Origin of the sequence: Aestuariibius violaceus, assembly GCF_040779325.2 — a bacterium.
Taxonomy (GTDB): Bacteria; Pseudomonadota; Alphaproteobacteria; order Rhodobacterales; family Rhodobacteraceae; genus Aestuariibius; species Aestuariibius violaceus.
In genome coordinates, this window is the sequence record NZ_JBFONT020000002.1 from 759,698 (window position 1) to 784,076 (window position 24,379).

A 24,379-nucleotide genomic window follows, 5' to 3' on the forward strand; every position below is an offset into this window, starting at 1 on the left:
GACCTGCCTGCTACGACGTTGTCATGACCAGGACGCTTCGCCCTCGCGCCGCCCCCGCCGGGCCAGACATCTCATCGGATCTGGCCGTGTTTCAGCTGGCTGTGGACGTCATGGAGCAGGCGTTGCTCGTCCACGATGGATATACGATCCTTCTAAGCAATGCCCGCATCGGCGATCTTCTCGGCTACCCTCCCGAACTGTTCGAGGTCGGTGCATCCACGGACAGGTTTATCGAGTTCGGGGCAAGCCGCGGCGATTATGACGGCGGCGCCACCCTTGCCCTGCCGCAGATGCGCGAGAAGATGCATCGCTGCGAAGACTACGTGACGGAGCGCATTATCCCGCCGGACCGGATCGTCAGGGTCGATTGCCGGCATCGCGGCGGGCTGGCCGTGGTCACCTATACCGACGTGACGACAGCGCGTCAGGCTGAGGAGAGCGTGGCCGCCGCACAGGTCGCCGCGGCCCTGTCCCAGAGACGCCTGGAAGAGGCGATTGAGGCGCTGGACGATTGTTTTGGCCTTTACGACGGGGACGAGCGGCTTGTTCTTGCCAACAGTGCCTACCGTGCCCTGAGCCCGCTGGTCGCGCCGATCATGCGCCCGGGAACGCCCTATGAGGCCCTTTTGCGCCGGGCCGTCGAAACCGGGTTCTGGCCGGAGGATGTCCTCACGAAAGAGGAGTGGGTTCAAAAGCGCCTCGAAGTGTTCCGGGAGGGGGATGTCGATCACGTCTACAAGGTAGAGGATGGCCGGTGGCTCCTCTCGCGCGATCGCAAGCTGCCCGGCGGCGAGCGCGTGTCACTCAGGATCGACATCACGACTATCAAGGAGCGCGAGCACGAACTGGAGCGGTCCCGCAAGGAAATCGAGGAGCTGGCCCAGACCGATGCGCTGACCGGTTTGCGCAACCGGCGGGCCTTCGATGAGAACCTGATGGCGCGGACGGCCTCTGCCTCGAAGGCCAATCCTCTGGCGCTGATCCTTGTCGATCTCGACCGGTTCAAGCCCGTCAACGATACGCACGGGCATCCGATTGGCGACGCCCTTCTGCAGACCCTGGCGCGGCGGTTTCGGTTCACCTTGCGGGATGACGCGGTCGTCGCGCGGATCGGCGGCGACGAGTTTGCGATCCTGGCCGATGTGGTAGACCGTGCGGATGCCACGGCCCTGGCGGACCGGCTGCGGCACGCGGCGATGCAGGAAGTCTCCCTCGATACGGTGGCCGTATCCGTCGGGGCGTCGGTGGGTATTGCGATTGCCGAAGGCGAGAAATCGGGCTCCGACCTGCTGATCGCGGCCGACAAGGCGCTTTATGCTGCGAAGGCGAAGGGGCGGGACCGGTGCGAGATCTTCGACAGGGCGCTTGCCGATGAAAACGAACAGCTTCTCGCCCTTGAAGGCGAGCTTCGAGAGGCCCTCGCGGCTGACCAGTTCGTGCTTCACTACCAGCCGCTTCACGATCTGACGACCGAGGAGATCTGCGGCTATGAGGCCCTGATCCGCTGGCAGCACCCCAAGCGGGGTCTGCTGATGCCCGGTGCCTTCGTGCCGCAGGCCGAGGCGATTGGTCTGATCGATGCGATCGGGCGCTGGGTTCTGGAGCGGGCGGCCCGGGATTTTGTGAACGTGTCGGGCGGCTTGTCTGTCTCAGTCAATGTCTCGCCCCTGCATCTTGCGATGGGGGACCTCGTGGCGGATGTGACAGAGGCATTGCGCCTCTCGGGGCTGCCGCCGGACCGGTTGGAAATCGAATTCACGGAAAGCGCGCTGCTGAGCGAAAGCTGCAACGTGCATGCGGCCCTCGATGCCCTTCGGGAGCTGGGCGTCCGGCTGGTCGTGGACGATTTCGGGACCGGGTATTCCTCTCTCGCTTACCTCGTGAAATTCCCGTTCTCGAAGATCAAGATCGATCAGTCCTTCATCGAGGACATGACGGATGACCGGCGGGCCCATGATGTGATCCGATCGATTCTGAACCTGTCGCAGGCCCTTGGCGTGACGGTGATTGCCGAGGGCGTCGAGACCGAGGCGCAGCTTCGCCAGCTGGTCGACGACGATTGTAAGGCGGCGCAGGGGTACCTTCTGGGACGGCCGGAGCCCATCGCGCGGATCCGTCCCGATCAGGGGCAGCCGGGGTAGGCCACTGCCCCCGCCACCATCGGGCGGCTTTGGATCGGGTGATGCTCTCGTCCTTGCGGAGATCAACAAGACGTCGGAAGCCGTCGCGCGCCTGAATTGACTGCCGTCAACGACATGCCGGGGGGAGGCATGACAGTCTCTGCGGCAATTGTGTATGTGTGCAAGGGACCACGATATGGAAAACGTCGAACGCCTCCTCAAAGGGACTGTGGAAGAACTTGATCGGCTTCTAAACGCCAAGAATGTCCTTGGCGATCCGATTGAAAAGGGAAACGCGACCGTCATTCCGATCGTGAGCTACGGCTTCGGTTTCGGCGCGGGAGGTGGCACGAACGCGAAGACCGGGGATGGTGCGGGCACCGGCGCCGGCGGCGGCATCAAGCCGCTGGGCGCGATCATCATCGATGGTGACGGGGCGCGGGTGGAGTCGGTTCAGGGCGCGATGACGACCTTCGCGGAAGTCCTGGGCACGACCGCCAACAAGGCCATCGACACGGCAGCGGACAGAGCGAAGCCCGGGGGCGCAAAGACCTGAAGACCGGGGGATGTCGATTGCGGCGCTGATCGGTGTCGGCGTTCTTGCGGCGTCTTTTCTGGTTCTGGCTTTGGCTATGGTCATGCCGCTCCGCCTCGAGGTTTCGCTGCAGAAAGAGGTCGAGTGGCGCTATGACGCCTCGCTCAGGCCGTTTGGGCGGTACGGCCCGCGCATTGATCTGCGAAGCCGCACGAAGGCTGATCCCAAGAAATCTGAAAAGCCCGCGGCAAAACCTGAGAAAAGGACGTTCGGAGCGCAGCGGATTATCCCGGCTGGCCTGAGGTTCATCGAGGATCTTCTTCAGCACATCCGCATCCGCCGCGCCTCTCTCGACGCGCGGTTCAGCCTGGGCGATCCGGGCGAGACCGGCCAGGCGTTCGGTTTGCTCGCGCCGCTGATCTACGGGATGTCGGCATCGCCGATCGTCAGATTCGACATCGAGCCGGTCTTCGATGATCGCCCGGCGCTTTCGGGTCGGGCCGAGGTGGACCTTTCGGTCGTTCCGGCGTCTCTTGTCGGTCCGGCCGTTCGTTTCTGGTGGCACGCGTTCGGCAGGGCCGGATGAGCTGGGTGATCGACCCTCCGGTCATCCTCGGGCCCGTCGCCTTCGCCGCCATTTCGGAGGTGGAGACCTGTGTCCGCGGGGACGGCCGATACATCACGGGCGTCGGCCGGAAGCGGCCCGTCCTTTTTCTGCAATGCTCAGACGGGCGGATTGACGGGGTCGGTATTGACGGCAACAGCTATGACGAAGCCAAGATCGAGCTTCGCTATCCCGAAGCCATTGACCGGCTGAGAGCGCTTCTGGACGACACCTCATAAGCATGCAGGGCGTCCTGGAGTCCGGACTGCCACGGGCGCGGCCTATCCTGGATCAGGCAGTCACTCCTTGATGTAGGGCTTGCCGTCTGCTGCCGGCGCGCGGGCACGTCCGATCAGGCCGGCCACGACAACGATGGTCGCGATGTAGGGGAACATGGCCAGGAACTCGGACGGGATCGGCGTCTGCAGGAGCGCCAGCTTTTGCTGGAGCGAATCCGCGAACCCGAAGACCAGCGCGGCAAGGAGGGCACCCACCGGATGCCAGCGCCCGAAGATCATGGCGGCAAGGCCGATATAGCCGCGGCCGCCGGTCATGTTCTCGTCAAAGCGGCCGACCGAGCCCAGCGTGAACCATGCGCCGCCGAAGCCTGCCACCATGCCGCCCAGTGTCACGTGGATGTAGCGCGTGCGGTAGACGTTTATGCCGAGCGTATCGGCGGCGCGCGGATGCTCTCCCACCGCGCGGGCCCGCAGGCCGTTGCGGGTGTAGAAGAGGTAATAGGTCGCGATGGCGACGAGGATCAGCGCGCCGTAGACGAAGATGTTCTGGTTGAAGAGCATCGGTCCGATGACCGGGATATCGCTCAGGATGGGGATCTTGAAGGCGCGGAATACCGGCGCGTCGTTGAGGCTGCGGTACTCTGCGAAGACCTGCGAACTGACATAGCTGGTCAGGCCCAGTACGAAGAGGTTGATCACGACGCCCGCGATGATCTGGTCCATCCGGTAGGTGACGACGAGCGCGGCAAGCATGAAGCCGAAGGCGCCGCCGATGATCACCGCGGTCAGGAGCCCCATCCAGCCGCCCAGAAGCGATCCGACCAGAGCGCCCGTGAAGGCGCCTGCCAGCAGCATGCCCTCGATCGCGATGTTGACGACCCCGACCCGTTCGCAGAGCACGCCCGCCAACCCGCCAAGCGCGATGGGAACGGCCCGGACCATCGTCGCCTGCAGCATCCCGGTGAGGGAGAAAGACTTGCCGGCCGTGGCCCAGACAAGGAGCGCGACAACAGCGATAGCCAGACCGACGCCGAGGGCGATGCTGCTCCACCTTCCGCCGCCGCGGAGGAACTCGCGCGCGCCGAGAAAGGCGAGCAAGGCCGCGGCGATATAGGTGAACGGCGCGGCCGGGACGACGAGGTTGGGCAAGGCGAAGGGATCTTTCGGGCGCGACAGGCGGAAGGTGGCGTCGCCATCCACATCCGGCCCGAAGATGAACGCCACAAGCAGCGCCAGCCCGATGAGCACGATGCCGTAGATACGGGACCTGCGGCGCCAGGCCGTCGCAACGGCGGTCTGGGGCATCACGCTGACATCCGGGGAGGTGGTCATTTCTGCTCCCCCCGCCGGAAACCCCAGGGGAAGATCGCCCGGACAAGGATCGGGGCCGCGATGAAGACGATGATCAGCGCCTGGATGATCCCGATCAGGTCGATACTGACGCCGGCATCGACCTGCATCTGCCGCCCGCCAGCCTCGAGCGCGCCGAAGAGCAGGCCCGCGAAGAGGACGCCCACGGGGTGGGACCGGCCCAGAAGCGCCACGGCAATGGCATCAAAGCCGATGCCTGCCGAAAAGCCGGGGGACGTTCGGCCAAGCACACCAAGCACCTGGTTGGCGCCCGCGAGACCTGCCAGCGCCCCGGCGGTGGCCATGGCGATGACGATGATGAGCCCTGCCTTCATGCCGGCATAGCGCGCGGCATCGGGATTGGCCCCGCTCGCCCGGAACTCGAACCCGATCTTGGACCGGAAAAGTAGCCAATAGGCGAAGATGACCGCCGCGATGACGAGGAACACGCCCCCGTGCACCCGCAGGTTGGGGTCCAGCCAGTCCAGAAGCCGAGGTAACTCCGCATTGGGCGGCACGGATTTCGAGATCGGGTCGGCGCGCCCTTCCTTCTGGATGAAAGGCAGGCGCAGGAGGTAATCGACCAGCCGGTAGGAGATCAGGTTCAGCATGATTGTCGAGATCACCTCATGCGCACCGGTCGCCGCCTTCAGGATCCCGGCGATGGACGCGTAGGCCGCCCCGGCCAGCGCCCCGGCCAGCAGGCAAAGCGGCAGGAGGATCGGGAACGGCAGTCCCGCCAGGCTGAACCCGGTGATGACCGCCGCCATGCCTCCCATGAGGATCTGCCCTTCGGCCCCGATATTGAAGAGCCCCGCCCGGAAGCCCAGCGCGAGGCCAAGCCCCGCAAGCACCAGCGGCGCGGCGGCGGTCAAGGTCTCGGACAGCGCCGAAAGCGACCCGACCGACCCTTGCAGCAGCGCGACATAGGACCGGCCGATCGTGGCCAGATCGACATTCGTCGCCAGCATCGTCAGCGCCCCGAGCGCCAGCGCGACGGCCACCGCAAAGAGCGGAACCACGACGAGATCTTCGAATTCCGCCCGCCCAGGAGCAGCGCGCTCAAGCAGCTTGGCGGTGGCGGTGTCGAGGTTTTCATTCAGGGTCATGCTGCCATCCCCGCCATGGACAATCCGACCGCCGACTTGTCGGGCGGAGCCTCGCGCGCGTCGAACTCGGCGACGATCCGGCCCTTGAACATCACGAGGATGCGGTCGGAGAGCGCGAGGATCTCGTCAAGTTCGGAGGACATGATCAGGATGCCGTCGCCCTCGTCACGGGCGGCCAGCAGGCGACGGTGGATATACTCGATGGATCCGACATCAAGCCCGCGCGTGGGTTGCGCCGCCACGACCAGTTTGGTTTCCCGCGACAGTTCGCGGGCGACGATGAGTTTCTGCTGGTTGCCGCCGGACAGGTTGCCGGCTTTCAGGAAGACCGAGGGCGTGCGGATGTCGAATTCGCTCGCGGCTTTCGCGGCCCAACGCTCGGCCCGCGTCCAGACAACCTGGCCAGCCTGCGCGAACCTGTCGTCGTAATAGGTGTCGAGCACCATGTTCTCGGCAATCGTGAAATCGGCGATCAGTCCCGACCGCAGCCGATCCTCGGGGATATGGGCGATGCCCATCCGGTGGCGCTTGCGGACGGAGACGCCGGTGATGTCCTCGCCCAGATAGGTCACCGTCCCGCTTGCCGCTTGGCGCAGGCCGGTGATCGCCTCGATCAACGCCGATTGCCCGTTGCCCTGCACCCCGGCGAGGCCGACGATCTCGCCACTGTGTATCGACAGGCTGATGTTATCGACCGCCATCCGGTCATCATCCCGCAAGACGACGAGGTTGCGCACGTCCAGGATCGTCTCGCCCGGCGCCCGGGCGGTTTTGCCGAGGCTGAGGCTGACGGGGCGGCCAACCATCATCTCGGCCAGGGTTTCCTTCGTCAGATCCGCCGGATCGCCCTCCCCCACGATTTCGCCGTTGCGCAGGACGCTGATCCGATCTGCGATCTCGAGGATCTCGTTCAGCTTGTGAGTGATGAAGACGATTGCCTTGCCGTCGTCCCGCAGGGATCGGACGATTTCGAAGAACTCCTGCACCTCCTGCGGCGTCAGCACGGCCGTGGGTTCGTCGAGGATCAGGACGTCGGCAGACCGGAAGAGGACCTTGATGATCTCGACCCGTTGCTGGACGCCCACGGGCAAGCTCTCGATCAGGGCGTCGGGGTCGACTTCCAGGCCGTATTGACGGCCGATCTCGCGCACCTGTTCGCGCGCCTTGGCCAGATCCAGGAAGTCCAGGCGCTTGGTCGGTTCGATGCCCAGCACGACATTTTCCACCACCGAGAAGACCGGGACGAGCATGAAGTGCTGGTGCACCATGCCGATCCCGGCGGCGATCGCCTCGCCCGGACCCTTGAAGTGCACCGGCTGGCCGTCGATCAGGATCTCGCCCTCGTCCGGGGTGTAGAGGCCGCACAGCATGTTCATGAGGGTCGACTTGCCAGCGCCGTTTTCACCGAGCAGCCCAAGCACCTCCCCCGGCTTCAAGACCAGATCGACGGCCCGGTTGGCGACCACCGGGCCGAAGCGCTTGGTCAGGCCGCGCAGTTCGACCTGCATTACGAACCGTCGACGGGGATCGTGCCGTCGATGATGCCTTGCCGGATCTCGGCCAGCTCATCCTTCAGATCTTGCGGTACCAGCGCATCCATGTCGTGGAACGGCGCGATATCGACGCCGCCATTCTCAAGCTGGCCGACGATCACGCCACCCTCGAACGTGCCCTCCTGAGCGCGCCGGATCACTTCGAGCACGGTGGCATCCATCCGTTTTGTGATCGAGGTCAGGTAGACGTGGCCCTTTTCGGGATCAGTAAGAAAGAGATCGGCATCGACGCCGATGATCTTGAGCTGGTCGGTCCCCAGCTCGTCGGCCAGCGCAGCCGAGCCGAGGCCCACCGGGCCCGCGACGGGCAGCACGATGTCGGCGCCTTCGTCATAGAGGTTCTGCGCGAAGGCCCGCCCGTCATCGAGGGATTCAAAGTTGTTGGTGAAAAGCCCCTCGCCCACATCGGGATCCCAGCCCAGCACGGTGACATCTGTGCCTTTTTCGGCGTTGTGGTACGTCACGCCGCGATGAAAACCGTCCATGAAGATCGTCACGGGCGGGATGTTGATGCCGCCGAAGGTGCCGAGGATGCCGGTCTCCGTCATTCCAGCGGCGAGGTAGCCTGCCAGAAACGCCGCCTCGTCCGTGGCATAGACCTGACCCAGCACGTTCGGGATCGCCGGATCGTAGGAGAAGTCGACGATCGAGAACTTCTGATCGGGATTGGCCTGAGCCGCCTTCTGCGTGGCATCGCCGAGCAGGAAGCCCACGGTCACCATCAGGTCGCAGTCTCCGAGCAGCGAGTTGATGTTGGCCTCGTAATCGGTCTCGGCCTGGCTCTCCAGAAACCGGGCCTCAATGCCGAGTTCAGCCTCGGCGTCCTGAACGCCCTTCCAGGCCGTCTGGTTGAAGCTGTTGTCGTCAATCCCGCCTGTGTCGGTGACCTGGCAGGCGGTAAAGGCACCGGCTGCAGAGGCCGACGCGATTAGCGATGCGGCGGCCAGTCTTGTGATTAGCTTTACTGTCTGAAACGTCATCTTTCCCTCCCAGGAGTCCCGAACCGCAGAGCGGCGATAATCTCGGCCTTTCCAGAGTGGCGTATCAATTCTGCGAGGCCGGCTTGTTGACAGGCGTCAAATGGAGCCTGTCGGGAGAGGCGGCCCTATACGGGACGTCAATTTAACATGCTCTTCTGGAAGCTTGATGAACGCCCGTTATCGCGCCGAAGTCCGGCAGAGGATCCGATGTTGGTGCCCAATCTGCAGAGGCAAGCGTCCGTTTGACGGACGTCAAGATCCCCGGGGATGCGCGCGCTATGGTTCCCAACGGGAGGACAGGTCATGGGCTGGGCAGCGATCAGCAAGGATGCAGCCACGCGCGGAGCCGCAAACCTTACGGACGACGTCAGAGCAAGCTTCACCTGGGAGGACGCGCGCCAGATGCTGGAGGGTCTTCCTGGCGGAGGCCTCAACATCGCGCATGAGGCGCTTGATCGGCATGTGGCCGCGGGCCACGGGGATCAGGTGGCGCTTCGCTGGCTGGGCAAGACCGGCGACCGGCGCGATATCACCTACGCCGAACTGACCGGCATGGCCGCGCGGTTCGCCAATTTGCTGAAGGCACAAGGCCTGGGGCCCGGCACGCGGGTCTACGGATTGATGGGGCGTGTGCCCGAGCTTTATGCCGCAGCCCTTGGAACGCTGAAGGCGGGCATGACCTTCACCCCCCTCTTCGCCGCTTTTGGCCCCGAGCCCATCAAGGCGCGGCTTGAGATCGGGGAAGGCAACGTGCTGGTCACGACCGCCGGGCTGTACCGCAGGAAGGTTGCCGCCTGGCGCGACGAAGTTCCATCGCTGCGGCTTGTGCTGACCGTCGATCACGATGAGGCGCCCGAAGGTTGTGTCGCCCTCGGCCCGGAGCTTGAGAGGGCCGCCGACCAGTTCGAAACGGCGCCGACGATGCCCGACGACATGGCGCTGATCCACTTCACCTCCGGCACGACCGGAAGGCCCAAGGGTGCGGTTCATGTCCACGGCGCCGTCGTCGCCCATGCGGCGACCGGGCGCTTCGCGCTCGACCTGAAACCCGGCGACATCTACTGGTGCACCGCCGATCCGGGCTGGGTCACCGGCACCTCCTACGGCATCATCTCACCGCTCGTGAACCGGGTGACGATGATCGTCGACGAGGCCGAGTTCGACCTCGACCGCTGGTACTCCATCCTGCAGGACGAAGGCGTGCAGGTCTGGTACAGCGCGCCGACAGCGATCCGGATGCTGATGCGCGCAGGCAAGGAAGCGGCGCAAAGCTACGATTTCTCCAAGCTCCGGTTTCTCGCCAGCGTCGGCGAACCGCTCAACCCCGAGGCGGTCGTCTGGAGCAACGAGATTTTCGGCCGTCCGTTCCACGACAATTGGTGGCAGACCGAAACCGGCGGCATCATGATCGCCAACACGGCGGAAATGGACATCCAGCCGGGGTCGATGGGCAAGCCGCTGCCCGGGATCGAGGCGGGCATCGTTGCGCGCGACGATGGCGGCCTGCGAGACTGCAAGACAGGCGAGATCGGCGAACTGGCGCTGCGGCCGGGCTGGCCGTCGATGATGCGGGCCTACCTGCATGAGCAGGCGCGCTACGATAAGTGCTTTGTCGATGGCTGGTACCTCTCAGGCGATCTCGCGATGCGCGACAAGGACGGCTATTTCTGGTTTGTCGGGCGCGCCGACGACCTGATCAAGACGTCGGGGCACCTGATCGGCCCGTTCGAGGTCGAAAGCGCCCTGATCGAACATGATGCCGTCGCCGAGGCTGGCGTGATCGGCCTGCCGGACGAAACGGCGGGCGAGGTTGTCAGGGCCTATGTGACACTCAACCCCGGTTTTGAGCCGTCAGACACACTCGAACGCGAGGTGCGCGGGCATGCGCGCAAGGTGCTTGGGCCGGCGGTCGCGCCGCGGGAAGTCCTGTTCCGCACATCGCTGCCCAAGACCCGGTCGGGCAAGATCATGCGCCGGCTTCTGAAGGCGCGCGAACTGGGACTTCCCGAAGGCGACATTTCCACGCTGGAAAGTGATGAGACATGACCGTGACCCTCAAGCCAAAGCTCGACCGGACCCATGTGCTGGCGCTTTTGCGGGAGATGATCCGCATCCGCCGCTTCGAAGACAAATGCGCCGAGCTTTATACGCAGGAGAAGATCCGCGGCTTCCTGCACCTCTATGACGGGGAGGAAGCGGTGGCCGCCGGGGTTATCCCGGTGCTGGCCGATACGGACCGGGTCGTCGCCACCTACCGTGAACATGGTCATGCGCTGGCGCGCGGGGTGGGCATAGGCCCGATCCTGGCCGAGATGTACGGCAAGGCCGAAGGCTGCTCGGGCGGGCGCGGCGGGTCGATGCACCTGTTTGACGCGGCCACGAACTTCTACGGCGGCAACGCGATCGTCGGTGGTGGATTGCCGCTGGCGGGCGGGCTGGCACTTGCCGACCGGATGCTGGGGGAGACCAACGTCACCGCCTGCTTCTTCGGCGAGGGCGCCGTCGCGGAAGGCGAGTTCCACGAGACGATGAACCTCGCTGCGCTCTGGAAGCTCCCCGTGCTCTTCGTCTGCGAGAACAACGGCTACGCCATGGGCTCGGCCCTGGAGCGGACCGAATCCGAGATCGATGTTGCCGACAAGGCCAAGGCCTATCTGATCGAGGCCCAGAAGGTCGACGGGATGGATGTCGTCGCGGTCGAGGCGGCCGCGCGCAAGGCGATCGCCCGCATCCGCGAGACCGGCGCGCCGATGCTTCTGGAATGCATGACCTACCGCTTTCGGGCGCATTCCATGTTCGACGCCCAGCTTTACCGCGACAAGGCCGAGGTCGCGGAGTGGCGCGAGAAGGGCCCGATCCTCCGCTTTCAGGGCTGGCTTCTGGAGAACGGTCTGATCCACGACGAAGAGGTGGCCAAGATCGAGGCTGAGGTGGCCGCCGAGATTGCCGAGGCGGTCGCGTTTGCCGAGGCCGGCAGGTGGGAGCCGGTGGCGGATTTGACCACCCATGTGATGGGCGAGGCCCCTCCCCCGCCGGAGCCCGCCAAGCTGTCCGGCCAGACCGTCGAGATCACCTATCGCGAGGCGATGAAGCAGGCGATCCGCGAGGCGATGATCGGCGATGATCGCGTGTTCCTGATGGGTGAGGATGTCGGCGCCTATGGCGGTTGCTATGCCGTATCGAAGGGCCTGATGGAGGAATTCGGGGCTGACCGGATCCGCGACACGCCCCTTTCGGAATCGGGTTTCACCGGCGCCGGGATCGGCGCGGCGGCCGCGGGCATGCGGCCGATCGTCGAGTTGATGACGGTCAACTTCTCGCTTCTCGCGCTCGACCAGATCATGAATACCGCTGCCACGATCCGCCATATGTCGGGCGGACAGTTCGGCGTGCCGCTCGTGATCCGTATGGCGACCGGGGCAGGCAAGCAACTGGCCGCGCAGCACTCGCACAGCCTTGAAGGGTGGTACGCCCATATCCCGGGCCTCAAGGTGCTGGCCCCGGCGACGGTCGAGGATGCGCGCGGCATGCTCTGGACCGCGCTGCAGGATCCCGACCCGGTGCTGATCTTCGAGAACGTGATGCTCTACAACATGACCGGTCAGCTCGACGAGGTCGCAGGCCCTGTCGACATCGACAGGGCGGTCATTCGGCGCGAGGGGACCGACCTGACGCTCATTACTTATGGCGGTTCGCTCTGGAAGACGCTCGAGGCGGCGGAGGCGCTCGCCGCGGAGGGGATCGCGGCCGAGGTCATGGACCTCCGCACCCTCCGCCCGCTCGACGACGCGACGATCATGGCATCGGTCGCCAAAACCCGGCGCGCCGTCATCGTCGATGAGGGCTGGCGCACCGGATCGCTCTCGGCCGAGATCATGGCGCGGATCGTCGAGCAGGCGTTCTGGTCGCTCGACGCACCACTCGGCCGGGTCTGTTCGGCCGAGGTACCGATCCCCTACCCCAAACACCTTGAAGACGCCGCGATCCCGCAGGTGCCCGCCATCGTGGCGGCGGCCAAAGCGGCTCTGGGGCGCTAAGCGATGGGGCTCTTCGCCATGCCCTCGCTTGGTGCCGATATGGAGGCGGGGACGCTGGTCGAATGGCTGGTGCAACCGGGAGATACGGTGAAACGCGGCGACATCGTCGCGGTGGTTGAAACCCAGAAGGGCGCCATCGAGATCGAGTGCTTCGAGGAAGGCACGGTGAAAGAGCTGAAGGCAGAGCTCGGCCAGAAGCTCCCTGTCGGCGCGCCGCTTGCCTTGATTGGTGCAGAGGGCGAAGCCCCTCGGGAAGCAGCCCCGCCGCCTGTGGCTGAGCCTCCGGCCAGCCCGCCATCGGCCACGGCGGCGGAACCGCCACGGGCGCCCGGACGCACCATGCCGCCCGCGCCTGCAGTGGCACCGGTCACTCCGCCCGGGCAGGTCGCCGCCTCACCAGCCGCCCGCATCCGGGCGGAGGAACTTCAGCTCGACCTAGCAGAGGTCAAGGGAACAGGGCCGAACGGGGTCATCCTCCTTGGCGATATCGAGCGGGCCGCACCAGGTGCAAAGGGCGCCCCTAGACCCGCACAGGAGACGGCCCCGCCAAAGACCGGCAGCCAGATCGAGGAGATGCGCAAGGCGATCGCCGCCGCGATGACCCGGTCCAAGCAGACGATCCCGCACTTTTACCTCTCGCAAACAATCGACGTTCAGCCGGCGGTCGACTGGCTCGCCCGCCGAAACGCCGACCTGCCGCCTGACCAGCGCCTCCTCCTCGGTGCGCTCTTCGTGCGCGCCGCGACGCTGGCCGCGGCCCGGGTCGGCACCTCGAATGGTCATTTCACCGACGGCGTCTTCCGCCCCGCCGACACGGTCAATCCGGGCATCGCGATCGCGCTGCGCGGCGGCGGGCTCGTCGCGCCTGCGCTGATGGACGCGGCGGAGATGACACTTGATGAAACCATGGCCGCCATGCGCGATCTTGTCACCCGCGCCCGCGCGGGGCGTCTGCGCGGGTCGGAGATGACGGCGGGGACCATCACCGTTTCGAGCCTGGGCGAAACCGGGGCCGAGGGCATGGCCGGGGTCATTTTCCCGCCGCAGGTCGCCCTCGTCGGCCTCGGCGCGCCGCAGATCCGCCCCTGGGTTGTCGACGGCGCCGTCGAGCCGCGGACGGTCGTCACGCTCACCCTCTCGGTCGATCATCGCGTCAGCGACGCCCGGCAGGCCGCCCGCTACGTCGCCGAATTCGAAGACTACATCTCTGCACCGGAGTCCCTATGAAAGACGACGAGATCCGCGCGATCTTCCTCAATGAACTTGTCGGGGTCGCGCCCGATATCGATCCGAAGACCGTCTCTGACGACGACCATCTCCAGGACGATCTTGGGCTCGACTCCATGGATGTCCTCAATCTGGTCAGCGCACTTCACAAACGCCTCGACCTGAACATTCCCGAAGCGGATTACAGCCAGATCGCAACATTGAAGATGGCCGTGGGCTACATCTCCAAGCACGTTGGATAGCCGCGTCAGCGAGGATCATCTGTCAAGCAGGGATCAGGACAAAGAGGTCACGGTTCCGTCCAGATCCATGAGGATCAGTTCGACCTCCAGCCCGGGTTCGCGTGTGCGGACGTCGTCGGCAAGCGCCTCCATCACGCGCATATGAGTGACCAATTCGCCATCCGGATCGTCGGCGCAGTCGGGCCCGACGAACATCTTGCAGGCCCCGCAATCGCGGTGGTCGATCAGGATCAGCCGCTTGATCCCGTGCAGCTTGCGCGCCAGGGACAGATGCTGCCAGAACGTCCTGTCCCAGTCCGGGTGATCCTTCGCCATCACGCCCATCGCGCCGCCGGCAAGGATGATGTGGTCATAGCGCCCCGCAAGCCCGCGGGTGTCCATGTAGTCGGCCACCGCGCCGATCAGGCGGAAATCCATGCAACTGAGTACCAGCGCCTCGGCCTGATGGGCGGAGCTGTTGGTGTCAGCCGGTTGTGGATGTGCCAATCGCAGATTCACTCAAACCTCCCTCAGAGGCGGGCCGCCGGAAAGCAGCCCGCCCTGCCCTGTCAGAGCTGGTTGATCGGGATTTTCAGGTACGACACGCCGTTGTCTTCGGCCGGCGGCATCTCGCCCGCGCGGATATTCACCTGCACCGAGGGCAGGATGAGCGTCGGCATGTCGAGCGTCTTGTCGCGCGCCTCGCGCATGGCGACGAACTCATCCTCGGTCTTGCCCGCGCCGACATGGACGTTGCCCGCCTTTTCCTCGGCCACGGTGGTTTCCCACCGATATTCGTCGCGGCCGGGCGCCTTGTAGTCGTGGCACATGTAGAGCGTGGTCTTGTCGGGCAGCGCCAGGATCTTCTGGATCGAGCGGTACATCACCCGTGCGTCGCCGCCGGGGAAGTCGGCCCGCGCGGTGCCGTAATCGGGCATGAAGAGCGTGTCGCCGACAAAGGCGGCGTCGCCCACCACGTAGGTCATGCAGGCCGGGGTGTGGCCGGGGGTGTGCATCGCCTCGACCGTCATGCCGCCGATCTTGAACTTTTCGCCGTCCTTGAAGAGGCGTTCGAATTGGCTGCCATCGGTCTGGAAGCCCTTTTCGACGTTGAAGAGCTTGGCGAAGACGTCCTGCACGTCCTTGATATGCGCCCCGATGGCGGTAGTGCCGCCGAGCTGATCCTTGATGTAGGGCGCCGCACTCAGGTGGTCGGCATGGGCGTGGGTTTCGAGCAGCCATTCGACCTTGAGGTCGTTGTCTTTGACATGGGTGATGATTTCGTCGGCCGAGTCGGTGTTGGTCCGCCCCGACTTGGGGTCGAAGTCCAGCACGGAATCGATGATGGCGCAGCTTCTGCTGCCGGGATCCTTCACAACGTAGGAGACGGTAAAGGTCGCTTCGTCGAAGAAGGCTTTCACGTCAGGGGTCATGTCTTTTGTCCTCGCTTCGGTTGGCTCGGTCATAGCAGCCTGTCCGCCTTCCGCATTGATGCCCCGCAAGGCCCGGCCTTGATCGGGGTGCTAGGGAGGCATCGGGCCGCCTGTGCTCTTGACGAGATAGGAACATATTCTTATTTGCGCAAGTATGAATATGAAGTCTATGAACAATACGGCAGACGAGGTTTGCGAGATCATGACGCTGCTGTCGAACCGGAGCCGCCTGATGATCCTGTGCCTGCTGACCGAGGGGGAGAAATCCGTCGGCCAGCTGGCGGAGGCGATCGGCGCGCGGGATGCGGCCGTGTCGCAGCATCTGGCGGTTCTGCGCCGCGAGCGGATCGTCAAGGCCCGCCGCGAGGGGCAGACGATGTTCTACTGCGTCGTGCGCGAGGATGTCGGCCGTTTGCTGGGCTTTCTCTACGACACCTATTGCGGCAGCGCCGCATCCACCGAGGAGACGCGACCATGACCCTGAGAAAGATCGACGCCAAGACCGCCCATGCCTGGATGGAAGACGGCAAGGCCATCCTGATCGACGTGCGCGAGCCGGACGAATACATCAAGGAACACGTGCCCGAGGCCCATCTGGTGCCGCTGTCGGGCTTCAACCCAGAGGACTTTCCGAAGGATCACGACAAGATCGCCGTTTTCCATTGCCGCAGCGGCGGCCGGACGGAAGCCGCGGCCCCGCAGATCCTGCGCACCAGCTTTCGCGAGATCTATCAGCTGGAGGGCGGGATTCAGGGCTGGCGGAGCGCCGGGTTGCCGGTGAACGAGAACGCCAAAGCGCCGATCAGCATCATGCGCCAGGTTCAGATCACAGCGGGCAGCCTTGTTCTGCTGGGCGTCATCCTGGCCGTTTTGGTGAACCCCTGGTTCATGGCGCTCAGCGCCTTTGTCGGCGCGGGGCTGGCCCAGGCCGGGGTGACCGGCAATTGCGCCATGGCCTCGATGCTCAAGCACATGCCCTGGAACCGGGTGATCAAGAGCCAGCAGAGCCTGCCGAGCGCGGCCTGAGGAGGACGGGATGTCCGCGGCGCGGCTGGCACGGTTTCTGCCGATCCTCGATTGGCTTCCCGGCTATGACCGGCAGATGGCGGCGGGCGACGGGATCGCCGGCCTGATCGTCGCCATCATGCTGGTGCCGCAGGGCATGGCCTATGCGTTGCTGGCGGGGCTACCGCCGGAAGTGGGCCTTTACGCCAGTATCGTGCCGCTCGTCTTCTACGGCCTGCTCGGCAGCAGCCGGGCGCTGGCCGTCGGGCCGGTGGCCATCGTCTCGCTGATGGTGGCCACGACGCTGGGCGAGGTCGCGGAGACCGGCACGTCGGGTTATCTGGCGGGGGCCGTCCTGCTGGCCTTTCTGAGCGGCGCGATCCTGTTGGCGATGGGCCTTGCACGGCTGGGTTTCCTCGTCAATTTCCTGAGCCATCCGGTGATCTCCGGGTTCTCCAGCGCGGCGGCGCTGGTCATCGGCTTTTCCCAGCTGAAGCACCTCCTGGGCATCGACATTCCGCGCAGCCACCTGATCACCGAAACGATCGCCCACGCCGTCAGCCATATCGGTCAGGTCAATATCGCGACCTTTGCCCTCGCGATCACCTCATTCGCCATTCTTCTGATCTTCAAGGGACGGCTGGCCGCCTGGCTGAAGGCGATCGGCCTTGGCGAGGCCGTGGCGGGTGCCCTTGCGAAATCCGGCCCCCTCGTGGCCGTTCTGGCAACGACGCTCGCGGTCTGGTTGCTTGGCCTTAACGAGAGTGCGGGCGTTCGGATCGTCGCCGACATTCCCGCGGGCCTGCCACCCCTGACCCTGCCCGGTCTCGATATGGACCTTGTGCAGGCATTGCTGCCGTCGGCCGTTCTGATCGCGCTTGTGGGGTTCCTGGAAAGCGTCTCGGTCGCCAAGTCGCTGGCCAGTAAGCGCCGGCAGAAGATCGATGCCGATCAGGAGCTGATCGCGCTGGGCGCGGCGAATATCGGCGCCTCGTTGACCGGCGGCTATCCGGTGACCGGCGGGTTCAGCCGGTCGCTCGTCAACTTCACGGCTGGCGCCGTCACCCCGCTCGCCTCGATCATCACGGCCGGGCTGATCGCGCTGACGGTCGTCTTCTTCACGCCGCTGCTCTACTTCCTGCCGCAGGCGACGCTGGCCGCGATCATCATTGTGGCTGTCGCCAACCTGATCGATATCGATACCCTGCGCGAGGCCTGGGTCTACAACAAGGCCGATGCGGCCTCGCTGATCGCGACCTTCGGGGCCGTTCTGGCGCTGGGTATCGAAATCGGGATCGTGGCGGGAGCGGGTCTGTCGATCGCGCTTTACCTCTGGCGGACCAGCCGGCCGCATATGGCGGTCGTGGGCCGCGTCGGCGAGACCGAGCATTTCCGGAACGTCCTGCGCCACGAGGTGCGGACCCATCCCGAGATCCTGATCGTCCGGGTCGACGAGAGCCTCTATTTCGCAAACACGGCCTATCTGGAAGACGCCCTCCTCGCCCGGGTCGCGGATCACCCGCGGATCAAGCATCTGGTCCTGATCATGAGCGCCGTGAACTTCATCGATGCGAGCGCTCTCGAGACGCTCGAAACGTTGGCAGAGCGGCTGCGGGATGCGGGCGTGACCCTGCATCTGGCCGAGGTGAAAGGGCCGGTCATGGACCGCCTGAACCGCGTCGCCTTCGAAGAGACGCTAGGCGCCGGACGGGTCTATCTGAGCACCCACGAGGCGATGACCGATCTTGCGGGCCAGCTTTCGATCCGGGCGGCCTGAGAGATGCCAATGGTTTCAAACATATCGATGTATTGATATTATTTTCCCTTAGAACAGGGAGGGGATGATGGAACTCAGACGGCGCGATATCCTCAAGGGCGGCTTGCTGCTGACGACCCTTGGTCTTGCCGGTCGCGGATGGGCCGGTGGCCCGGAGCTGACGGTTCTGTCGGACGGTTTCCTGACGCTTCCGCCTGCTTTCCTCTATGGGCCTCTGTCGGAGGAAGAGGTTGCCGCGGCGATTGCCGAGAGCGGTTTCCCGGTGGATCCTCTGACGCCGCCCTGCAACGTCACCCTTCTGCGCGAAGCAGGCCGGACGGTTCTGTTCGATGCAGGCGCCGGGCCGGAATTCCTGCCGAGCACGGGTGATCTGCCCGGGGCGCTCGAGGCGGCCGGGATCGCACCGGACGAGGTCACCGATATCGTCCTGACCCATGCCCATCCCGACCACCTGTGGGGTGTTCTGGATGATTTTGGCGATCCGGCGTTTCCCGAGGCGGTGATCCATATCAGCGCCACTGAGCACGCCTATTGGAGCGATCCGGGCACCGTCGAGACGATCGGAGAGGCACGGCAAAGCTTTGCCGTCGGGGCCGCGCGGCGCCTGTCGGACGTGGCCGATCAGTTGCGGGTTTTCGAGGACGATGCTGAGGTTCTTCCCGGTATCACGGCCCTGCCAACGCCAGGCCACACGCCCGGGCACACGTCTTTCGCTGTTGGTGGGGGCGAGACGGTGATCGTCGGTGATGCCATTGCGAACGCGCATATCGCGATGGTGCGCCCCGGCGTGGAGACCGCAAACGATCAGGATCCGGCCCGTGCTGCGGCGACCCGCCCTGAATTCCTCGCCCGTCTGGCGCAGCCGACTACACGCGCCATCGGCTTTCACTGGCCGGCGGGCGGGATCGGCCGGGTCACGCAGGACGGTGACGGTTATCGCTTTCTGCCCGAGTAAAGGCGACTGTGCGGCCAGAGGCTGAGGGGCCTGCTGGCTCTGCATGATGCTCAGCCACTCTATCCCATCGGGCAATCGGCGAAAGGATCGCCGCCCCTCCCAAGAGGCGCAGGGGTCCCGATTAGAGAGTTCGACCGGCCGCGATCAGGCCTGAACGCCGAACATGTCGGCGGTGATCGAGGCGTACCAGCCCAAGGATTCCCTGTAGGTTTCGGCCCGCATGTCCGGGCTCTCATCCGTCTGGCTGATGAAGCCGTCCACCTTGGCGATTTTCTCGGGCGTCGCCTCATAGGTAGCGCCAACTTTTACCCCGTTCTCCCGGTCGATGAGCGACCAGCAGGTGTTCGAGAACCGGGCCGGGAAGACCCGGGCGTCGGTCAACGCGCCACGGATGGCATTGGCCGCGACCTTGGCCTGACTGTTGGCGGAAAACCCTGATTTCGGCATATCACCCTGACCCGCTGCATCACCCAGGATGTGCACGTTCGCATCCATGCGCGACGACAGGTCTTCGGCATTGACCGGCGCCCAGCCACCATCGGTCACACCGGCGTCATGGGCGATCTTGCCCGCCTGCATGGCCGGAATGACATTGCAGACATCGACCTTCTGTTCCTCCCCGTCGATCGAGATCGTCATGCCATCGGGGTTGACCTCGACATTCTCACCGCCGAAATCGGGGCCGATCCGCTCGATCATGCCGGGATAGGCAAGGTTCCAGCCTTGTTCGAACAAGCCCTGCTTAGAGAAAGTCTGTTTCGGATCGGCGATCAGGATCTTGGCCGTCGGGTTCGCCTCGCGCAGCATGTAGGCGATCATCGACACACGCTCGTAGGGGCCCGGCGGGCAGCGGTAGGGATTGGGCGGCGCGACCATAGCGAAGGTCCCCCCCTCGGGCATGTTCTGGATCTGCGCCTTCAAGAGCTCCGTCTGCGATCCGGCCTTGTAGGCGTGGGGCATCTTGTTCTGCGCCGTCACATCCCAGCCGGGGACCGCACCGTCGATGAAGTCGATGCCGGGTGACAGGACGAGCCGGTCGTAGGGGAAGGTATGTCCCATCGCTGTCGTCACCGTCCTGGTGGCGCGGTCAACGCCGACGGCCCAGTCATGCACGACGTTGACGCCGAATTCCGAGGCGAGCGCGCCGTAGGAATGGGCCAGATCTTCCATATCCCAGAACCCGCCCAAGGCGAGGTTCGAAAAGAAGCAGGTGTAGTACTTGCGCGTGGGTTCGATCAGCGTGACATCGATGGCACCCTCGCTGTCCTTGGCCAGATAGCGCGCGACGGTGGCGCCGCCCGCGCCGCCGCCGACAACCACGACGCGCGGTCTTCCGCTGCCTTGGGCCCAGACCGTGGGCGCGGCAAGCATGGCCGTTGCCGCTGCCGTCCCCATGAAGAGCCGTCTGTTGAGTTTCATGTCCGTCCTCCCTCTACGCGGCGCTCACTCCAGCGCGCCGAAATACGCGGCCAGCGCGGCGATCTCCTCGTCGCCAAGCCGGGCCGTTACCAGCTGCATGACCTGATGTTCGCGGGCCCCCGCACGATAGGCGTGCAGCTCCACCACGATGGTGTCGCGGTCCATGCCCGAGATGCGGGGAATGTCGCCCCCCGACGAGTGGCAGGCGGTGCATTCGCCGGCGAGATATTCACCATAGGCGGCGTCGCCCCTGATCGCGAGAGTCTCGGGCGCCACGTCGAAGCCGCTGGCCGCGTCGCGGGTGTCGGCCGCCATCAGAAAAGCGATCAGATCCGCACGGTCCTGTGCCTCCGTGATGCCGCGAAACGACATCCGCGTGCCGCGCACATAGCCGCGGGGATCGGCCAGAAAAGCGTCGAGTGTCTCGCTATTCCAGACAAGCCCCTCCTCCGCCAGGCGGCGCAAAGCCGTGGAATATCGAAATCCATCGGTGGCCGCTGCCGCCTTGCCCACGATCCCGTTCAGCGCTGGGCCCGACCGGTCCGCTGCCCCCGCGCCAATCTGGTGGCAGGCGGCACATCGCTCGAACAGCGCTTCGCCCCGCTTTGCATCCCCCTCGGCCGCGAGTGCCCCGGATGCGGCGGCGGTTGCCAAAGCCGCCAGGATTGCGGGGCTAAGCCTCATGGCGCGACGGTTTTGAGATAGGCGATGACCGCCGCGATCTCGCCGCCCGTGCCGTTGATGAGATAGGCCACCTGCTGCTGGCCGTAGCGTTCGGTTTCTTCGGCAAGGGCGGGGCTGGCCACGAGAGAGACCGGCATTGCGCAGAGCGCTTTCAGTCCGCGTGTCATTCTTCTGGTCCTCCCCTTCCCTCTTTTACTCGGCGACGGCTTCGGCGATGCGCGTCAGAAGATCGTTCACCGGGGCCATGCTTTCGGCCGCGTAGACTTTGTGGCCGACAACGACGTCATCGCCGATCTCGGCCACGAAGACCGCGTAGGGGCAGTGGCCGATATTCATCGGGTCGGCTTCCATCACCTCGCGGCTTATCGTGGCGGAGCAGAACAGGAATGCGCGGGCGCTGTCGCCGACCGGGGACGGCCCGAGGTCGAGATCGGCGCCGGTCCGGTCCATCATCTGGCCGATATAGCTGACGTAGTCGATGACGAGACCCTGCCCTTGGATCGCCGATTCGATGACGAAGGCCGCATCTTCTGCGGTGCCGTCGAACGGATAGGTGACGATTTCATCTGCCAGCGCCGGTCCGGCGGCAAGCAGCGCGGCAAAGGTCAGATTGCGCAGCATGGTGGCTCCTCCCCCCTATGGTCCGGGCGCCTTGCCCGGCAGATTTTGCAAGGGCCGGTCGCGGCTCCCACTATTCGCCGACGGAACGCAGGTATGCGATGACGGCATCGATCTCGTCGTCCGAGGCAAGTCCGCGGAAGGTCATCTTCGTCTTCGGCAGATATTCCTTCGGCGCGGCGAGGAAGGCGGCGAGTTCGTCCTCGGTCCAGACCAGCCCGCCTTCGGCGGCCTCGATCAGGGCCGGAGAGTAGCGGAACCCGTCGACGGCGCCGGCCGGATGGCCCAACACACGGTTGAGGGTCGGACCTGACCGGTTGCGCGCCCCGTCGCCGACCTGATGGCAGGCCGAGCATTTGCGGAACACACCCTCCCCTTCCGCGATCAGCTCTGGATCGGGACCTTCCGCGGCAGCCTCGTCGATGGCGGGCGCTTCGGCCACCGGCTCTTCCATCGCGGCATCCTCGGTCACCACGCCGGCGTCTGGCGTCACGTCGAGGACAGCTGCCCGCATGGTGATCTCGGCACTGTCCTTGCAGCTGTCCATGCAAGGCGCGGCACTGAACCGCGCCAGCTCGGTCTCGGCCCGGTCATCGAGGAAGAAGTTCTCCTGATTTGGGAGTTCGACCTCAGCGAAGTTTTCATGGCTCAGTTCGAAGTCGTCGTCGACGACGTCGTTAAGATAGAGCAGGTAGGCGGTGATCGCATAGACCTCGTCCGGGGTCAGCGACTGCGCCTCGCCGAAGGGCATGGCGCGATGAACATAGTCGAACACGGTCGAGAGGTAGGGCCAGTAGGACCCGATCGTCTTGACCGGCCGCTCGCTTTCAAGCGACCCCTGCCCCCCAGCAAGCACGGGCCAGCGCCCGACAGCCTCGCCGAAGTCGCCGTGGCAGGAGGCGCATTTGGCGACAAAGACCTCCTCCCCGGTCCAGACGTCGCCGGAGCCTTCGGGAAGGCCAGAACCATCGGGCCGAATGTCGATGTCCCAGGCCGCCACTTCTTCCGGCAGGGCAGCGCGGCCCAGGCCGTAGCCGCCCTCCGCCGCGGTGATGCGGCTTTCGGCGACCTGAACGATCTCTGGCTCGGCGGGCGCCTCCTGTGCGGTGGCGGGCGCCACCGCGATCGCCTCGCGCACCGGGGCGGGCATGTCGACCACGACCTGATCGGCGATCACATAGGCCAGTGCCAGGACGCTCGCGGCCCCGAACCCGGCCGGTGCAAAAATCTTAAGATACTTCGACATTTTCCGCGATCCCCTGTTCGCTGACTGCCCAGGTCTGGATGCCGTTATTGTGGTAGATCGAGTTTTCGCCGCGCAGCTCGCGCAGCATGTCCTTCGTTGGCTGGACGTAGCCTGTGGAATCGTGCGCCCGCGACTGCAGCAGGAGGGGCCGGCCATCCCAGTCGAACTCGTGGTAGAACCGGTGGAGCGACTTGGTCAGCGACGGCCCGGACATGCGCGCCTGGTGCCAGTTGACCCCGCCATCGAGGCTGACATCGACCCGCGGGATCGTACCGCGGCCCGACCAGGCAAGCCCGGTAACAACCGTGTGCCCCGGCCCGTGCGGGATTGGCGCCTGCGGGCTGGGCGAGGTGATGACCGACTTGGCATCCATCTCCCACGTGAAGCGCCGCGCGCGACCATCGGGAAGGAGGTCGGTGTATTTCGACGTCTCCTCGCGGTGGTGCCAGGGCTGATCGCCAACCTCGATCCGGCGCAGCCACTTGACCCACATGTTGCCTTCCCAGCCGGGCACGACAAGCCGCACCGGATAGCCCTGTTCGGGCCGCAGCGCCTCGCCATTCATCTTGAACGCCACGAGGCAGTCGTCCATCGCCTTCTCAAGCGGGATCGAACGCGTCATGGCAGAGGCATCGGCCCCTTCCGGCAGGACCCAGGCGGCCGAGCTTTTGACGCCCGCCTCTTCCAGGATCAGCCGCAGGGGCACACCGGTATACATGACGTTGTGGATCATCCCATGGGTGAACTGGCAGCCGTTGAGCTGCGCGCCGCGCCATTCCATCCCGGAATTTGCGGCACATTCGAGGAAGTAGACGTGGTTCTCGCGCGGGAAGCGGGCCAGATCCTCCATCGTGAAGACCAGCGGCGTGTCGACAAGGCCGTTGATCATCAGCCGGTGCTGGCTGGGATCGACTTCGGCGATGCCGGCATGGTGCCGCTCGAAGCAGAGTCCGTTGGGCGTGATGATCCCGTCAAGCTCGTGGATCGGTGTGAAGTTAACAGAGGAAACCGGATCGGCGGTCAGCCACTCGACGTTGCGCCGGACAACATGGGCCTCATGGGGCGAGGGCGTGCCGTAGGGATGGGCATCGACGCCCTCGCCGAGGTACTGCATCCAGGGCTGTTTCTCGACAATCGCGGGGTCCGGCCCCGTGGCGCCCACCCGCCCGGCGGCGGCGCCACCGGCTGCGGCGACGGCCATCCCCTTGAGAAATGAGCGTCGATTTGGCTTCGTACCCTTCACTCTGATCGGATCCTTCCTCATCCC

The 24,379-nt window shown here is 65.1% G+C and carries 24 protein-coding genes; 12 read left to right on the forward strand and 12 right to left on the reverse strand.

Annotation, left to right across the window (positions count from 1 at the left end):
• Window positions 1-23 precede the first annotated feature (23 nt).
• The 4 genes from AADZ90_RS10945 (at window position 24) to AADZ90_RS10960 (ending at window position 3,498) form a co-directional block, all read left to right on the forward strand.
• On the forward strand, window positions 24-2,141 hold the full coding sequence (locus AADZ90_RS10945) for a putative bifunctional diguanylate cyclase/phosphodiesterase (RefSeq protein WP_367310034.1): 2,118 nt from the start codon (window positions 24-26) through the stop codon (window positions 2,139-2,141).
• Between the two features lie 175 nt (window positions 2,142-2,316).
• Window positions 2,317-2,676, forward strand: coding sequence for a GerW family sporulation protein (locus AADZ90_RS10950; protein ID WP_367310035.1), 360 nt, complete (start codon window positions 2,317-2,319; stop codon window positions 2,674-2,676).
• A 10-nt stretch (window positions 2,677-2,686) separates the two neighbouring features.
• The gene (locus AADZ90_RS10955; RefSeq protein WP_367310036.1) at window positions 2,687-3,241 is read left to right on the forward strand and encodes a hypothetical protein; all 555 of its coding nucleotides are present in this window, start codon (window positions 2,687-2,689) and stop codon (window positions 3,239-3,241) included.
• Window positions 3,238-3,498 carry a hypothetical protein gene (locus AADZ90_RS10960; protein ID WP_367310037.1) on the forward strand — a complete coding sequence of 87 codons (261 nt, stop codon included), beginning with the start codon at window positions 3,238-3,240 and terminating at the stop codon, window positions 3,496-3,498. Before AADZ90_RS10955 ends, AADZ90_RS10960 begins: the two co-directional genes overlap by 4 nt.
• A 60-nt stretch (window positions 3,499-3,558) precedes the next feature.
• Here AADZ90_RS10960 and AADZ90_RS10965 read toward each other — a convergent pair whose 3' ends face one another.
• From AADZ90_RS10965 to AADZ90_RS10980, 4 genes are read right to left on the reverse strand one after another with little or no spacing between them, the layout of a single operon-like run.
• Entirely contained in the window at window positions 3,559-4,830 is a 1,272-nt protein-coding gene (locus AADZ90_RS10965; RefSeq protein ID WP_367310038.1) for an ABC transporter permease, read from the reverse strand.
• Complete coding sequence (locus AADZ90_RS10970; RefSeq protein WP_367310039.1) at window positions 4,827-5,957, reverse strand: ABC transporter permease; 1,131 nt, start codon at window positions 5,955-5,957, stop codon at window positions 4,827-4,829. Before AADZ90_RS10970 ends, AADZ90_RS10965 begins: the two co-directional genes overlap by 4 nt.
• Window positions 5,954-7,465, reverse strand: a complete 1,512-nt coding sequence (locus AADZ90_RS10975; protein WP_367310040.1) for an ABC transporter ATP-binding protein — start codon at window positions 7,463-7,465, stop codon at window positions 5,954-5,956. The genes AADZ90_RS10970 and AADZ90_RS10975 overlap by 4 nt, the downstream gene beginning before the upstream one ends.
• The gene (locus AADZ90_RS10980; protein WP_367310041.1) at window positions 7,465-8,490 is read right to left on the reverse strand and encodes a BMP family lipoprotein; all 1,026 of its coding nucleotides are present in this window, start codon (window positions 8,488-8,490) and stop codon (window positions 7,465-7,467) included. Before AADZ90_RS10980 ends, AADZ90_RS10975 begins: the two co-directional genes overlap by 1 nt.
• A gap of 303 nt (window positions 8,491-8,793) precedes the next feature.
• Between AADZ90_RS10980 and acsA the strand changes: the two genes are divergently transcribed.
• Genes acsA through AADZ90_RS11000 form a run of 4 tightly spaced genes read left to right on the forward strand, consistent with a single transcriptional unit; the run spans window position 8,794 to window position 13,996 of the window.
• The gene (acsA, locus tag AADZ90_RS10985) at window positions 8,794-10,536 is read left to right on the forward strand and encodes an acetate--CoA ligase (protein WP_367310042.1); all 1,743 of its coding nucleotides are present in this window, start codon (window positions 8,794-8,796) and stop codon (window positions 10,534-10,536) included.
• Window positions 10,533-12,527 (forward strand): pyruvate dehydrogenase (acetyl-transferring) E1 component subunit alpha, encoded by a 1,995-nt coding sequence (gene pdhA, locus AADZ90_RS10990; protein WP_367310043.1) that lies wholly within the window; start codon window positions 10,533-10,535, stop codon window positions 12,525-12,527. The genes acsA and pdhA overlap by 4 nt, the downstream gene beginning before the upstream one ends.
• Before the next feature lie 3 nt (window positions 12,528-12,530).
• Window positions 12,531-13,754, forward strand: coding sequence for a dihydrolipoamide acetyltransferase family protein (locus AADZ90_RS10995; RefSeq protein WP_367310044.1), 1,224 nt, complete (start codon window positions 12,531-12,533; stop codon window positions 13,752-13,754).
• Window positions 13,751-13,996: an acyl carrier protein gene (locus tag AADZ90_RS11000; RefSeq protein WP_367310045.1), complete on the forward strand. Its 246-nt coding sequence runs from the start codon at window positions 13,751-13,753 to the stop codon at window positions 13,994-13,996. Before AADZ90_RS10995 ends, AADZ90_RS11000 begins: the two co-directional genes overlap by 4 nt.
• A 33-nt stretch (window positions 13,997-14,029) precedes the next feature.
• Here the strand turns inward: AADZ90_RS11000 and AADZ90_RS11005 are convergent, their stop codons facing one another.
• Together AADZ90_RS11005 and AADZ90_RS11010 are read right to left on the reverse strand one after the other, a co-directional pair.
• Window positions 14,030-14,494 carry a carbonic anhydrase gene (locus AADZ90_RS11005; RefSeq protein ID WP_367310046.1) on the reverse strand — a complete coding sequence of 155 codons (465 nt, stop codon included), beginning with the start codon at window positions 14,492-14,494 and terminating at the stop codon, window positions 14,030-14,032.
• 50 nt (window positions 14,495-14,544) lie between these two features.
• Window positions 14,545-15,408 (reverse strand): MBL fold metallo-hydrolase, encoded by an 864-nt coding sequence (locus tag AADZ90_RS11010; protein ID WP_367310047.1) that lies wholly within the window; start codon window positions 15,406-15,408, stop codon window positions 14,545-14,547.
• A gap of 169 nt (window positions 15,409-15,577) precedes the next feature.
• On the opposite strand from AADZ90_RS11010, the gene AADZ90_RS11015 reads away from it, so the two are divergent.
• The 4 genes from AADZ90_RS11015 to AADZ90_RS11030 all read left to right on the forward strand — a co-directional run bounded on the left by AADZ90_RS11015 (window position 15,578) and on the right by AADZ90_RS11030 (window position 19,145).
• Complete coding sequence (locus AADZ90_RS11015) at window positions 15,578-15,886, forward strand: ArsR/SmtB family transcription factor (protein ID WP_411997000.1); 309 nt, start codon at window positions 15,578-15,580, stop codon at window positions 15,884-15,886.
• Window positions 15,883-16,434, forward strand: coding sequence for a rhodanese-like domain-containing protein (locus AADZ90_RS11020; RefSeq protein WP_367310049.1), 552 nt, complete (start codon window positions 15,883-15,885; stop codon window positions 16,432-16,434). Before AADZ90_RS11015 ends, AADZ90_RS11020 begins: the two co-directional genes overlap by 4 nt.
• Before the next feature lie 10 nt (window positions 16,435-16,444).
• The gene (locus tag AADZ90_RS11025; protein WP_367310050.1) at window positions 16,445-18,190 is read left to right on the forward strand and encodes a SulP family inorganic anion transporter; all 1,746 of its coding nucleotides are present in this window, start codon (window positions 16,445-16,447) and stop codon (window positions 18,188-18,190) included.
• 67 nt (window positions 18,191-18,257) lie between these two features.
• The gene (locus AADZ90_RS11030; RefSeq protein ID WP_367310051.1) at window positions 18,258-19,145 is read left to right on the forward strand and encodes an MBL fold metallo-hydrolase; all 888 of its coding nucleotides are present in this window, start codon (window positions 18,258-18,260) and stop codon (window positions 19,143-19,145) included.
• A gap of 144 nt (window positions 19,146-19,289) precedes the next feature.
• Here AADZ90_RS11030 and AADZ90_RS11035 read toward each other — a convergent pair whose 3' ends face one another.
• The 6 genes from AADZ90_RS11035 to soxC all read right to left on the reverse strand — a co-directional run bounded on the left by AADZ90_RS11035 (window position 19,290) and on the right by soxC (window position 24,376).
• Window positions 19,290-20,564: an FCSD flavin-binding domain-containing protein gene (locus AADZ90_RS11035; RefSeq protein WP_367310052.1), complete on the reverse strand. Its 1,275-nt coding sequence runs from the start codon at window positions 20,562-20,564 to the stop codon at window positions 19,290-19,292.
• Between the two features lie 24 nt (window positions 20,565-20,588).
• Window positions 20,589-21,248: a c-type cytochrome gene (locus AADZ90_RS11040; RefSeq protein WP_367310053.1), complete on the reverse strand. Its 660-nt coding sequence runs from the start codon at window positions 21,246-21,248 to the stop codon at window positions 20,589-20,591.
• Complete coding sequence (locus AADZ90_RS11045) at window positions 21,245-21,415, reverse strand: hypothetical protein (protein WP_367310054.1); 171 nt, start codon at window positions 21,413-21,415, stop codon at window positions 21,245-21,247. Before AADZ90_RS11045 ends, AADZ90_RS11040 begins: the two co-directional genes overlap by 4 nt.
• Before the next feature lie 25 nt (window positions 21,416-21,440).
• Window positions 21,441-21,869: a DUF302 domain-containing protein gene (locus AADZ90_RS11050; RefSeq protein ID WP_367310055.1), complete on the reverse strand. Its 429-nt coding sequence runs from the start codon at window positions 21,867-21,869 to the stop codon at window positions 21,441-21,443.
• Window positions 21,870-21,939: 70 nt separating this feature from the next.
• On the reverse strand, window positions 21,940-23,112 hold the full coding sequence (locus AADZ90_RS11055) for a c-type cytochrome (RefSeq protein ID WP_367310056.1): 1,173 nt from the start codon (window positions 23,110-23,112) through the stop codon (window positions 21,940-21,942).
• Window positions 23,096-24,376: a sulfite dehydrogenase gene (gene soxC, locus AADZ90_RS11060; RefSeq protein WP_367310057.1), complete on the reverse strand. Its 1,281-nt coding sequence runs from the start codon at window positions 24,374-24,376 to the stop codon at window positions 23,096-23,098. Before soxC ends, AADZ90_RS11055 begins: the two co-directional genes overlap by 17 nt.
• Window positions 24,377-24,379: the final 3 nt, after the last annotated feature.